Consider the following 12,346-nt stretch of genomic DNA (forward strand, 5'->3'; position numbering starts at 1 on the left):
CCGCCTGCGGCGGAAACTCCGGGAGGCGGGGTGCTTCGCAGGGGCGGGTGCCCGCACCCGCCCGCGCCCCCCGACGTGAAAGAAGGTTGAGTCAATTTGAGCGGAAAAATCGTCAAAGTCTCCGGCCCGCTGGTGGTGGCCACCGGGCTGAAGGACGCCAATATGGCCGACGTGGTCCGGGTGGGAGAGCAGCGCCTGATCGGTGAGATCCTCACCATGAACGGCGACGCCGCGTCCATCCAGGTCTATGAGGAGACCTCCGGCCTGGGCCCCGGCGCGGCGGTGGAGACCACCGGCGCGCCCATGTCCGTGGAGCTGGGCCCCGGTATCATCGAAAATATTTACGACGGTATCCAGCGTCCGCTGGAAGGCATCATGAAAAAGGCGGGGAGCAACAACCTGCCCCGCGGCGTAGAGGTGCCCGCCCTGGACCGGGAAAAGAAATGGCAGTTCGATGCCGTGGCCAAACCGGGCGACCAGGTCACCGGCGGCGATGTGCTGGGCACCGTGCAGGAGACCAGCGTGGTGCTCCATAAGATCATGGTTCCCCCCAACATGAGCGGAACCATCGAGTCCATCCAGTCCGGCACCTTCACGGTGCTGGATACGGTGGCCGTGCTGGTGGACGCAAACGGGGCGCGCCACGAGCTGACCATGGTGCAGAAGTGGCCCGTCCGTGTGGGGCGGCCCTACCGGCACAAGTACCCCCCCAGGACGCCCCTGCTCTCCGGCCAGCGGATCGTGGACGCCATGTTCCCCGTGGCCAAGGGCGGCACCGCCGCCATCCCCGGCCCCTTCGGCTCGGGCAAGACCGTCATGCAGCACCAGCTGGCCAAGTGGTCGGACGTGGATATCGTCATCTACATCGGCTGCGGCGAGCGCGGCAATGAGATGACCGACGTGCTGCGGGAGTTTCCCGAACTGGTGGACCCGCGTACCGGCGAGTCCCTGATGAAGCGGACGGTGCTCATCGCCAACACCTCCGACATGCCCGTGGCCGCCCGTGAGGCGTCGATCTACACCGGCATCACCATCGCCGAGTATTTCCGGGACATGGGCTATGATGTGGCCGTCATCGCCGACTCCACCTCCCGCTGGGCCGAGGCCCTGCGCGAGATGTCCGGCCGCCTGGAGGAGATGCCCGGCGAAGAGGGCTACCCCGCCTATCTGTCCTCCCGCCTGGCCCAGTTCTACGAACGGGCCGGCATGGTGGCGTGCATCGGCTCTGACGCCGGCCGCCGGGGTTCCCTGACCGCCGTGGGCGCGGTCTCCCCCCCGGGCGGCGACCTGAGCGAACCCGTGAGCCAGGCTACCATGCGCATCGTCAAGGTGTTCTGGGCGCTGGATTCCTCGCTGGCCTACCGCCGCCATTTCCCCGCCATCAACTGGCTCAATTCCTATTCCCTGTATCTGGACTCCCTCAAGCCCTGGTATGACGAGCACCTGGGCAAGCAGTTCATGATCAATCGCGATAAGTCCATGTCCATCCTTCAGGAGGAGGCCAGCCTCAACGAGATCGTGCAGCTGGTGGGCAAGGACTCCCTCTCCGCCGCCGACCAGCTGACCCTGGAGACGGCCAAGATGCTGCGGGAGGACTTCCTCCAGCAGAACGGCTTTCTGGAGGTGGACTGGTACTCCAGCTATGACCGGCAGGACAAGATGCTGGGCATGATCCTGGAGTATGACCGGCTCTGCCGCGCCGCCATCGAGAAGGGCGCCAGGGTGGCCGACCTGTTCGAGATCCCCTTCCGGGAAAAGATGGGCCGGGCCAAGAGCGTACCCGACAGCGAATATCCCGCCGTTTATGCGGACATGGCCCGCGAGATGGCCGAGCAGATCGAAGCGGCCGCCGCCAAGGGAGGTGCTGAGGAATGATCCGTGAATACCGTACCATACAGGAGATCAACGGCCCCCTGATGGTGGTGCGCAAGGTCTCCGGCGTCACCTATGACGAGCTGGGCGAGATCGAGCTGCCCGACGGCAGCACCCGCCGCTGCCAGGTGCTGGAGGTCAACGGCGACAACGCCGTTGTGCAGCTGTTCGAGGCATCTGCCGGCATCAACCTGGCCGAGTCCAAGATCCGTTTTCTGGGCCACCCGCTGGAGCTGGGCGTATCCGGCGACATGCTGGGGCGGGTGTTCAACGGCATGGGCCGTCCCATCGACGGCGGACCGGAGATCCTGGCCGAGGAGTTCCGGGACATCAACGGCCTGCCCATGAACCCGGCCGCCCGGGACTACCCCAACGAGTTTATTCAGACCGGCATTTCCACCATCGACGGCCTGAACACCCTGGTGCGCGGACAGAAGCTGCCCATTTTCTCCGGCTCCGGCCTGCCGCACGCGGCCCTGGCGGCCCAGATCGCCCGCCAGGCCAAGGTGCTGGGGGACGACGCGGGCAATTTCGCCGTGGTCTTCGCCGCCATCGGCATCACCTTTGAGGAGTCCAACTTCTTCGTGGAGGAGTTCCGCCGTACCGGCGCCATCGACCGCACCGTGCTCTTTACCAACCTGGCCAACGACCCCGCCGTGGAGCGTATCGCCACACCCCGCATGGCCCTCACCGCCGCGGAATATCTGGCCTTTGAGAAGGGCATGCACGTACTGGTCATCATGACCGATATCACCAACTACGCCGAGGCCCTGCGCGAGGTGTCGGCGGCCAAGAAGGAAGTCCCCGGCCGCCGCGGCTACCCGGGCTATCTGTACACCAACCTGGCCACCATTTACGAGCGGGCCGGCCGTCAGCTGGGCAAGAGCGGCTCCATCACCCTCATCCCCATTCTCACCATGCCCGAGGACGACAAGACCCACCCCATCCCCGACCTGACCGGGTATATCACCGAGGGGCAGATCATCCTCAGCCGCGAGCTCTACCGCAAGGGCGTCAATCCCCCGGTGGACGTGCTGCCCTCCCTGTCCCGCCTGAAGGACAAGGGCGTGGGCCCCGGCAAGACCCGGGAGGATCACGCGGGGACCATGAACCAGCTCTTTGCCGCCTATTCCACCGGCAAGGAGAACAAGGAACTCATGTCCATCCTGGGCGAGGCGGCCCTGTCCCCCACCGACCTTTTGTACGCCCGGTTTGCCGACGAGTTTGAAAAGCGCTATGTCTCCCAGGGCACCGACGAAAACCGCTCGATCGAAGAGACGCTGGACCTGGGCTGGGAGCTGCTTTCCATCCTCCCGAAGGCGGAGCTCAAACGCATCAAGCCGGAGCTGATCGACAAATACCTCCCGAAAAAGGAGGGGTAAGTCATGCCCGCAATTAACGTAAACCCCACCCGGCAGGAGCTGACCCGGCTGAAGGGCCGGCTCAAGACCTCAATCCGGGGCCATAAGCTGCTCAAAGACAAGCGGGATGAGCTGATGAAGCAGTTTATGGACGTCGTGCGGGAGAACCGGGCGCTCCGCGCCAAGGTGGAGGCGGCCCTGATCCGGGCCCATGGCTCCTTCACTGTGGCCTCGGCGGTCATGTCCTCCGAGATGCTGGAGCAGTCCCTGCTCTACCCCAAACAGAGCGTGGAGTTGGACATGACCTTCCAGAACGTCATGTCCGTGAACGTGCCCGTCTATCAGTTCAAGACCAAGAGCGACGACGCCGGGGAGATCTATCCCTACGGCTTTGCCACCACTTCGGGCGAACTGGACGACGCGGTGGACGCCCTTTCCGGAATCTTTCAGGATATGCTGCGCCTGGCCCAGATCGAAAAGACCTCCCAGCTGCTGGCGGAGGAGATCGAGAAGACCCGGCGGCGCGTCAACGCGCTGGAGTATGTGAAGATCCCTCAGATGCAGGAGGCCATCAAGTATATCTCCATGAAGCTGGATGAAAACGAACGCTCTTCCACGATCCGACTGATGAAGGTCAAGGATATGCTTCTCAAGGAAGCCATTGAGGAGAAGCGGGAGGAGGACGCCAGGGCTGTGGAGGCCTTTGGCGGCCGCCTGGACGATCCGGAGAGCATCTGATCCAGCAAAAGGCCCCCATCCATGACTTGGATGGGGGCCTTTTGGCGTCAAAAAAATGATTGACAAACGATAATAGTTCCGCTAAACTGAAAAAGAAATTATTGCAAAACGATAATTTGGAGGGAGAGCACATGACAAAACGGGAGGCGCTCCTGTTGACCGCGGCGGCCGCGCTGGGAGCGGTGCTGGCCGGCCTGACGGAGTGGGGGATGGGACTGCGGGCCGGGCTGGGCTTGATTGACGGCATTGGGGATGGCCTGCGCGCGCTCTCCGGACTGGGATACGCCGGAAATCTGGCCGCCTGGGCCATCTGCCTGGTGGCGGCAGGACTGCCGTTGGGATGGCTGTGGTATCAGCGGCGCAGGCGCAGGCTGTACTGGGAGGACGCGCTGCTGCTGCTGGCCGCCCAGCTTCTGTACAGCCTCTACCGGCTTGCCAATCGGGCCGCCCTGATCGGACAGGAGACGTTGGAGCTCACCGGCGTTTGGGCGCTGGCGGCGGGGGGCGCCCTGTTTGCCACCCTGGCCGGATACGCGGTGCTCCGTCTGCTGCGGCGCCTGGAGAAGGAGGCGGGGCTGTCCCGCTTGTTCCGGGGCCTGCTGACCGGCGCGGCGGCGCTGCTGGTGTTCCTGGCCGTATGGGGGGCGCTGAGCGGCTTTCTGGCCCAGGCCGCGGCGGTGACCGCGGGCAACACCGGCGATCCGGCGGGGGCGGCGCGCACCAACGGAGTTGGCGCTGTCCTGACGCTGCTGGGGCTGACGCCCAGCTTCCTGGGGGCGGCGGTACTCCTGTGGGGCGCCCGGCTGGCCCGGGCACTGGAGCGGGAGCCCTTCGGGGCGGAGACGGTGGAGCTTTGCCGGATCACCGCGGAGCGCTGCCGCCGGACGGCCCAATGCGCCATCCTCCTGTGCGTGGGCGGCAACCTGCTCCAGCTGCTCCTGCTGCCCCAGCTGCGGAAGGTCTCGTTTACCATGACCCTGCCGTTGGTGAGCGTGGCGCTCTCAGCGGCGCTCTTTCTGCTGTGCCGCTACTTTCAACAGGGCAAGGCTATCCACGACGACAACCAGAGCATTATTTAAGGGCGCGCCATGGCCATACGGGTATCTCTGAGCGATGTGCTCAAGGCGCGGGGCATGACGGCCAAGGAGCTGTGCGCCAAGGTCGGCATCACCGAGGCAAACCTTTCCATCCTGCGCAGCGGGAAGGCAAGCGGCGTGCGGTTCCATACCATCAACCGCATTTGTTATTACCTGGACTGTGACGTGGGCGATATCCTGCATTTTGACGGAAGATTGGAGGAGGACGATGAAACGGATGGGTAGGCGCCTGGCGCTGCTTGCGGCGGCCGCGGCGGTGCTGGCGGCTCTGGGGACCGTGCCGCTGGCCGCGCCGGGGCCGGAGGGGCAGGCGGACCGCTTTGTGGGCTTCCATGTGGCGTTCGGTGCAAGGCAGACCCCTTATGACGACGGCAGCTGGACGGAATACGGCAGTCAGACGCTGGATACCGGGCGCTTTGGGGCGCTGTCGTTCCCGCGCAGCGTGCTGTTCGGGGTGTACGACGCGGAGCGGGGCCGGTATGACTTCCCCGGTCTGGAGGGGCGTAACTGCTTCCTCTATCAGAGTGTGGAGGAAAACGGAGACCTGGTGAACAGCAGCAGCGTGGAGCTGGCGCATCCGAACATGGCCTACAAGTCGACGGACCAGGGGGAGGAGGAAACCATCTCCGGCACCGTTTATTTCCGGGCGGGAGAGGAAGAGCGCTTTGTTACCCTCTACCGGGTGTATCAGACGGAGGACGGGCGCCTCTATCTGGACGGCAGCGGCAACAGCTACGGCGGGGCGGGCGGCATGACCGTCACGGAACATTGGCAGCAGAGCGTAACGGAGAACGGCGAGACGCACAGCACCTCCTTCTCCGTGGAGGTCTCCCTGCAGGACGTTCAGCCGCTGCAGACGGTAACGGTCACCCAGTACGGCGGCTCGGACGAACCGCTGGCGGCCTGCGTGCTGGACGGAAGCCGGGCGGAGGAGTCGATATCCCTTCTGCCGCAGACCCAGTGGGTGCTGGTGGCCGAGCGGGACGAGGACGGCGGCGTGAAACGCACCGTCTACGACCTTGCCCCGGAAGGCGGGCCGCTGATGCATACGGCGTGGTTTTTGGATGAGGCGGGTCTGGGCCGTCCGGTTTTCCTTACCATCGGAGTGCAGGCTGAGGGGCGGGTGTGACACCCGCCCCTACCGTGCTACAGCTGCTCCAGAATGCCGCGCAGCAGCCAGGCGTGGGCGTTTTCATCCCCGGCCAGCTCCAGATAGAGCTCCCGCAGACAGGGGTCTCCGGTCTCCTCCGCCGCGGCCAGATAGGAGAGCTCGCCCCGCTGCTCTTCCGCAAAGCGTTCCCGCAGGGCGGCGGGAAAGGCGCAGGCAAGGGCGGCGGCCGGACGCTCCACCGGCCAGTAGCGCACGCCGGAGATCAGGAAATACGCGGTGGACAAACGCTTGGCGTGGCGGCGCTCGTCCGCGGCCATCGTGGAGAGGACCTTGCCGCCGGTGCCTGTGGCCCGCCGGGAGAGAAGCTGATACGTCCGCCAGTCGGCCAGTTCGTGGTCTATGTACTGCTGGAGCTGGGCGCCGTATACGGCCGAGGCCGCGCCCAGACAGGGTACGTCGTGTTCCGGCGCGCAGCCGGACTCCTCCTGGGGCATGGGCATGGGCATGGCGGGGCGCATGGCCGGAACGGACAGGACCCCGGGCGCGGCGGCGGTGGCCGCAGGGCCTTCCGGGAGGGACGCGGCTTCTGCCGCGGGCTGGGCGGCGGCTGCTTCATCCAGCACGAAGGGGCAGTCGGGCCGATCCTCCGGCATGACCCGCCGCCAGACCCGCTCAAAGACCTCCCGGTCGCAGGGGTAGTCCGGGGAATCGGGCGGGGTGCAGGGCAGTTTATCTTGTTCCATGGATTTGCCTCCTAATCTGCATAGAATCTAAGCCATACTATGCGCCATCCGGACCGGATGCCCCGGAGGAGGCCGGGAAACGGCGGACATACTTGTTTTTTCCGGATGGGCATGTTACAATATTTAATCACGGAAATCACCATGTACAAAGGAGCAACGGCTTATGTTGGAAATCAAGGGCCTCAGCTACCAGGTGGAGGGGGAGTCCGGCCAGGAACTGGGCATCCTCAACGACGTTTCCCTGACGGTGGAGGACTACAAGCTGGTGGTCATCACCGGCCCCAACGGGGGCGGCAAGACCACCTTGGCCAAGGCGATTATGGGCCTGGTGCAGCCCACGGGGGGAAGCATCCTCTGGAACGGCGCCGATATCACGCAGATGGATATCACCGGCCGGGCGCGGCTGGGGATCAGTTACGGCTTCCAGCAGCCTCCGCGGTTCAAAGGGCTGAAGGTCAAGGACCTGCTGGCGCTGGCGGCGGGCAGCGACTCCCTCACCCGGGAGGAGGGCTGCCAGTACTTGACCAAGGTGGGCCTGTGCGCGCACGACTATATCGACCGGGAGGTGGACGCATCCCTCTCCGGCGGCGAGGTCAAACGCATTGAGATCGCCACCATTCTGGCCCGCAAGGCCGGGCTGATGATCTTCGACGAGCCGGAGGCGGGCATTGATCTGTGGTCCTTCGCCAAGCTGACCGAGACCTTCCAGGCCATCCACCGGCGGCGGGAAGCCACCCTGCTCATCATCTCCCATCAGGAGCGGATCATCAATCTGGCGGATGAGATCGTGATGATCAGCGACGGCCGGGTGAGCAAATACGGGCCCAAGGAAGAAATATTCCCTCAGATCCTGGCCAACACCCTGTCCGGGTGCAGCTATATGACGGAGGGGGCGGCACAGTGAATCACACCGATTGGAAACTCCTGAAGGAGATCGCGGAGTTGGAGAAGACCCCTCAGGGGGCCTACAACATCCGCCGCAACGGGCAGCTGGACTCCCGCGCGAGCACCGCCAATATCGAGATCACCACCAAGACCGAGCCGGACAAGCCGGGCATCGATATCCGCATCAAGTCCGGTACCCGGAACGAGTCGGTCCACATCCCGGTCATCATTACCCAGACCGGTATGTCCGAGATGGTATATAACGACTTTTTCATCGGAGAGGACTGCGACGTGGACATCGTGGCCGGCTGCGGCATCCACAATACCGGCTGTGAGACCAGCCAGCACGATGGGGAGCATACCTTTTACGTGGGGAAGAATTCCAAAGTCCGCTATGTGGAGCGCCACTACGGCGAGGGACCGGGCACGGGAAAGCGCGTCATGAATCCCCGGACGGTGGTATATCTGGAAGAAGGGGCGTCCATCCACATGGAGACCACCCAGATCCGGGGCGTGGACTCCACCAAGCGGGAGACCAAGGTCGTGGCTGCCAGGGGAGCCGAGGTCGTCATTACGGAAAAACTGCTGACCCACGGCGACCAGACCGCCGAGAGCGATATGGAGATCATTCTGGACGGAGCGGACGCCAACGGACGGGTCATCTCCCGCTCCGTGGCCCAGGACGGCTCCAGACAGGTATTTTATCCCAGGATGACCGGCAATGCAAAGTGCTTTGGTCATGTGCAGTGTGATTCCATCATCATGGGGCAGGCCAAAATTTCCTCCATCCCGGCCATTGTGGCCAACAGCGTAGACGCCCAGCTGATCCATGAGGCGGCCATCGGCCGCATTGCGGGAGATCAGATCCTCAAGCTTATGACTCTGGGCCTGACGGAGCAGGAGGCAGAGGAGAAGATACTCGATGGATTTTTACAGTAAGCTGCTGGAGCGGGTCAATCAAGCGGGCACGTTTTCCACCAACAGCCGTATTTTTGTCACAAGGATCGAGCAGGGCTGCGCCGAGGGCGTCCTGCATGCGGACGAGAGCAGCCTGAACCCCAACGGTATCGTCCACGGGGGCTGCCTGGTCACCCTGGCGGACACCGTAGCGGGCTGTGCCGCCCACGGGCTGGGCGGACAGTATGTCACCCTGAGCAGCAACCTGAATTTCCTCGCGCCTGCTCAGAAGGGGGAGGTCCGCTGTGCCGCCGAGGTCCGGAAGGCGGGGCGCACGATCGTGGTGTGCGACGTAACCATCACCGACGCGGCCGGGAAACCGCTGGCCTGCGGGAGCTTCACCTTCTTCCGGGTGGGAGAGCTGCCGAACTAGGATACCAGGGGGACAGGATTTCCTGTCCCCCTTTTGCACCGCTTAAACGGGCAGGTCGCCGCTCTCTTCCAAAGCGGGCTGGCATCGCTGCAAAAAGAGCAGATCGTCCAGCCGCAGCAGGGCGGCCGCCAGGACCAGCACAGAGGCGCACAGGTTGGCGGCGGCTGATTTTCGGGCGACGGGGTCGTCGCCCTGGGAAGCCTGCTGCCAGGCGTTCAGAGCCAGACACAGGAAAAAGCCCAGGGCGCCGATTACCAGGGCGCTGGCGCAGCAGCGGATCGGAAAGACCGGCGGCAGCGCCGCCGCGGCCTGCGTGTTTCCGGCCAGCGTATCTGCCAGTTGGCGGCGCTGTATCCCAACGGCGGCGTAGGACAGCACGACGGAAAGAATGATGAACAGCAGAAACAGCAAAGAGGCGTCCACTGTTTTTAATTGGCTGCAGAGTGTCTGCCGCGAATTGGTCTCCTGCATGCAAAGCCCTCCTTTTATTCCAGTCTATCCGCCGACGGCGGAAGAGGTGCGCAAAACAGGGCCCCGGCATCCAGTTGGATGCCGGGGCCCTGTTTTGCCCGCTTTAGCGACTTTCGCGGGGCGAAAGTCGGCGTCGTTTCGGCGCTGGCCTCACCATGCCCTTTTAGGGCTTGTTCAAGCCACGCGTTTCACGCGTGGTCTTGGCTTGCATTCAGGCGATCCCGCCGCCAAATTCATAGAAGGTCAGATCCCGGTTCCGCTCCTGGGTCCAGCCGATGGCCCATTGAGACCCGAACAGCAGCAGCTGATTGCCCTTATAGTCCTCCACCAGCTTTACGTCGGTGCCCAGGATGAGGTCCTCCTCCTTCACCGGCTCGCCGTCCGCGCTCCGGATCCAGCGCAGATATTCGTAGGGCAGACCCTCCATATAGAGTTCCACATTGTACTCGTTCTTTAAGCGGTACTCCAGCACGTCGAACTGAAGGGTGCCCACCACCCCCACGATGACCTCTTCCATGCCGGTATAGGGCGTTTTGAAGATCTGGATGGCGCCCTCCTGGGCGATCTGCTCCATGCCCTTCAAAAACTGCTTGCGCTTCATGGTGTCCAGACTGCGCACCCGGCGGAAATGCTCGGGGGCAAAGGTGGGGATGGGGTCGAACCGGAATTTTTTACCCGGAGCGCACAGGGTATCTCCGATGGAGAAGATGCCCGGGTCGAACACGCCGATGATATCGCCGGCGTAGGCCTCCTCAATGATCTCCCGTTCGGCGGCCATGAGCTGCTGGGGCCGGGAAAGGCGGATCTTCTTACCGGCCTGGACATGGTAGACCTCTTTGTCCGCGTCGAACCGGCCGGATACCACCCGCAGGAAGGCGATGCGGTCCCGGTGGGCTTTGTTCATGTTGGCCTGGATCTTGAAGACGAAGGCGGAGAAGTCGTCGTCCATGCAGTCGACCACCAGTTCTCCGGCCGTTCGGGGCAGCGGAGCGGTAGTCATGCGCAGGAACTCCTCCAGAAACGGCTCCACGCCGAAGTTGGTGAGAGCGGAGCCAAAGAACACGGGAGAGAGCTTGCCGTGGCGCACGCGCTCCAGGTCGAACTCCGCCGCCGCGCCGTCCAGCAGCTCGATGTCGTCGGAGAGCTGGGCGTGCAGCCGCGGCCCGATGAGCGCGTCCAGGTTGGGATCGTCCAGAAGCACTTCCGTGGCGGTGGCCGCCTTGGCGCCGCCGTTGGAGGTGAAGTGGATGATCTCGCCCCTGCCCCGGTCATAGACGCCCTGAAATTCCTTGCCGCAGCCGATGGGCCAGTTGACCGGGTAGGTTTCCAGACCGAGCTCCTTTTCCAGCTCCTCGCACAGCTCAAAGGGATCCCGGGCTTCCCGGTCCATTTTGTTTATAAATGTGAAAATGGGGATGTCCCGCATGGCGCAGACCTTAAAGAGCTTGCGGGTCTGGGCCTCCACACCCTTGGCGGCGTCAATGACCATTACGGCGGAATCGGCGGCCATCAGGGTGCGGTAGGTGTCCTCGGAGAAGTCCTGGTGGCCGGGGGTATCCAGAATATTGATGCAGAAGCCCTCGTACTGGAACTGCATTACCGAGGAGGTGACGGAGATGCCGCGCTGCTTCTCGATCTCCATCCAGTCGGAGGTGGCGGCGCGGGAATTCTTCTTGCCCTTGACGATACCGGCCTGGGCAATGGCCCCGCCGTAGAGCAGGAATTTTTCCGTCAGCGTGGTCTTGCCCGCGTCCGGATGGCTGATGATGGCAAAGGTGCGGCGGCGATTGATTTCGGATTGATACTGAGACATAGCGGATAACCTCCAGAACAGGGCGCGGGGCCGGGATCAGCCCACGCGCCGATTGGCACGCAGATGGGGCGGTTTGCTGCCTTGGGCGTGTAAGAACGCACAGGGAGATTGAGAAGAGCGCCCTTATGGGGGCGTAACGGCAAAAGCGCAGCGGCAGCTGCGCTCGGATTTACAGCGCGGCATGGGATCCCCTCCGGACCGGTTGATGCCGAAAAACGGCCACATCCCCCCGGACGTGGTCAATTCAGGCGCAATATATCCGTATTATATCCGAAAAGAGCGCGTCTGTCAAAAAATACTGCACCGTGGGGGAATGGCTGCCCTTCTCTCAGATAGCGCGGGGCAGCAGGTCCGCTGGGCGGGGTGTGACGCTGGCAGCGGCAGGGCCTTCCCGCCCAAGCTGCGCTGCAGCTCCATGGGCAGTATCCCCCTGGGGGACGGTCAAGCGGAAGACAGGAAAAGGACCGGAGACAGCGTTGGTTGGCGCGGCGGAGAAGTGGAAGCGGGAAAACCGAGGGCCACCGGATGCACGACTTGATCCGGGCCCTGTGTGCCGGGCCGTGTTGTGCGCGCGGTTCCGCACTTGCAGCGGAATAAGGTTCAGCCGGTTCAGAACGGGAGCCCTCCCGGCGGGGCGGGACTTTTTTGTGGCAAAAAAGAGTGAAATCAGACGGCTTCTTTTGCTGCAATAGAGAAGCAGCGCGAAAAAGAGGAGAGTAGTGCAAAATATCTATTTTGTGGGTAGAAAATTGTGGTTTCCCTGTTGACATGCTGAGGGGAATATGCTATAAATTATTTGAACAAAATAATTATTTCATTCAAATAGATAAAATATCGAAAAAATAAAAAATATAAATTTTAAGCTGTTTGTTAATATCGTTCTGAAGCCAGAAGGATATTTACAATAGAAGGAATGGAAACGACT

Annotated in this window: 12 protein-coding genes; 9 read left to right on the top strand and 3 right to left on the bottom strand. The window is 63.0% G+C overall.

Annotated elements, in window-relative coordinates:
• Positions 1-96 precede the first annotated feature (96 nt).
• The 6 genes from NE547_RS02425 to NE547_RS02450 all read left to right on the top strand — a co-directional run bounded on the left by NE547_RS02425 (position 97) and on the right by NE547_RS02450 (position 6,197).
• Positions 97-1,875 (top strand): V-type ATP synthase subunit A, encoded by a 1,779-nt coding sequence (locus tag NE547_RS02425; RefSeq protein WP_186906736.1) that lies wholly within the window; start codon positions 97-99, stop codon positions 1,873-1,875.
• On the top strand, positions 1,872-3,254 hold the full coding sequence (locus NE547_RS02430; RefSeq protein WP_186906737.1) for a V-type ATP synthase subunit B: 1,383 nt from the start codon (positions 1,872-1,874) through the stop codon (positions 3,252-3,254). The genes NE547_RS02425 and NE547_RS02430 overlap by 4 nt, the downstream gene beginning before the upstream one ends.
• A gap of 3 nt (positions 3,255-3,257) precedes the next feature.
• Positions 3,258-3,971, top strand: a complete 714-nt coding sequence (locus NE547_RS02435; protein ID WP_186906738.1) for a V-type ATP synthase subunit D — start codon at positions 3,258-3,260, stop codon at positions 3,969-3,971.
• A gap of 131 nt (positions 3,972-4,102) precedes the next feature.
• On the top strand, positions 4,103-5,050 hold the full coding sequence (locus tag NE547_RS02440) for a hypothetical protein (RefSeq protein ID WP_256174662.1): 948 nt from the start codon (positions 4,103-4,105) through the stop codon (positions 5,048-5,050).
• Between the two features lie 9 nt (positions 5,051-5,059).
• Positions 5,060-5,293 carry a helix-turn-helix transcriptional regulator gene (locus tag NE547_RS02445; RefSeq protein ID WP_186906740.1) on the top strand — a complete coding sequence of 78 codons (234 nt, stop codon included), beginning with the start codon at positions 5,060-5,062 and terminating at the stop codon, positions 5,291-5,293.
• The gene (locus NE547_RS02450; protein ID WP_256174663.1) at positions 5,277-6,197 is read left to right on the top strand and encodes a hypothetical protein; all 921 of its coding nucleotides are present in this window, start codon (positions 5,277-5,279) and stop codon (positions 6,195-6,197) included. The genes NE547_RS02445 and NE547_RS02450 overlap by 17 nt, the downstream gene beginning before the upstream one ends.
• Before the next feature lie 17 nt (positions 6,198-6,214).
• Here the strand turns inward: NE547_RS02450 and NE547_RS02455 are convergent, their stop codons facing one another.
• Positions 6,215-6,922 (bottom strand): rubrerythrin, encoded by a 708-nt coding sequence (locus tag NE547_RS02455; RefSeq protein WP_186906742.1) that lies wholly within the window; start codon positions 6,920-6,922, stop codon positions 6,215-6,217.
• 163 nt (positions 6,923-7,085) lie between these two features.
• On the opposite strand from NE547_RS02455, the gene NE547_RS02460 reads away from it, so the two are divergent.
• The 3 genes from NE547_RS02460 to NE547_RS02470 are packed head-to-tail and all read left to right on the top strand — an operon-like array spanning position 7,086 to position 9,137.
• Positions 7,086-7,826 (top strand): ABC transporter ATP-binding protein, encoded by a 741-nt coding sequence (locus tag NE547_RS02460; protein WP_186906743.1) that lies wholly within the window; start codon positions 7,086-7,088, stop codon positions 7,824-7,826.
• On the top strand, positions 7,823-8,746 hold the full coding sequence (locus NE547_RS02465; RefSeq protein WP_186906744.1) for a SufD family Fe-S cluster assembly protein: 924 nt from the start codon (positions 7,823-7,825) through the stop codon (positions 8,744-8,746). Before NE547_RS02460 ends, NE547_RS02465 begins: the two co-directional genes overlap by 4 nt.
• Positions 8,730-9,137: a PaaI family thioesterase gene (locus tag NE547_RS02470; RefSeq protein WP_256174664.1), complete on the top strand. Its 408-nt coding sequence runs from the start codon at positions 8,730-8,732 to the stop codon at positions 9,135-9,137. The genes NE547_RS02465 and NE547_RS02470 overlap by 17 nt, the downstream gene beginning before the upstream one ends.
• A gap of 42 nt (positions 9,138-9,179) precedes the next feature.
• Here NE547_RS02470 and NE547_RS02475 read toward each other — a convergent pair whose 3' ends face one another.
• The gene (locus NE547_RS02475) at positions 9,180-9,608 is read right to left on the bottom strand and encodes a hypothetical protein (RefSeq protein ID WP_186906746.1); all 429 of its coding nucleotides are present in this window, start codon (positions 9,606-9,608) and stop codon (positions 9,180-9,182) included.
• A gap of 211 nt (positions 9,609-9,819) precedes the next feature.
• Entirely contained in the window at positions 9,820-11,421 is a 1,602-nt protein-coding gene (locus NE547_RS02480) for a peptide chain release factor 3 (RefSeq protein WP_186906747.1), read from the bottom strand.
• Positions 11,422-12,346: the final 925 nt, after the last annotated feature.

It is taken from the genome of Flavonifractor sp. DFI.6.63 (assembly GCF_024462255.1).
GTDB classification, from domain to species: domain Bacteria; phylum Bacillota; class Clostridia; order Oscillospirales; family Oscillospiraceae; genus Lawsonibacter_A; species Lawsonibacter_A hominis.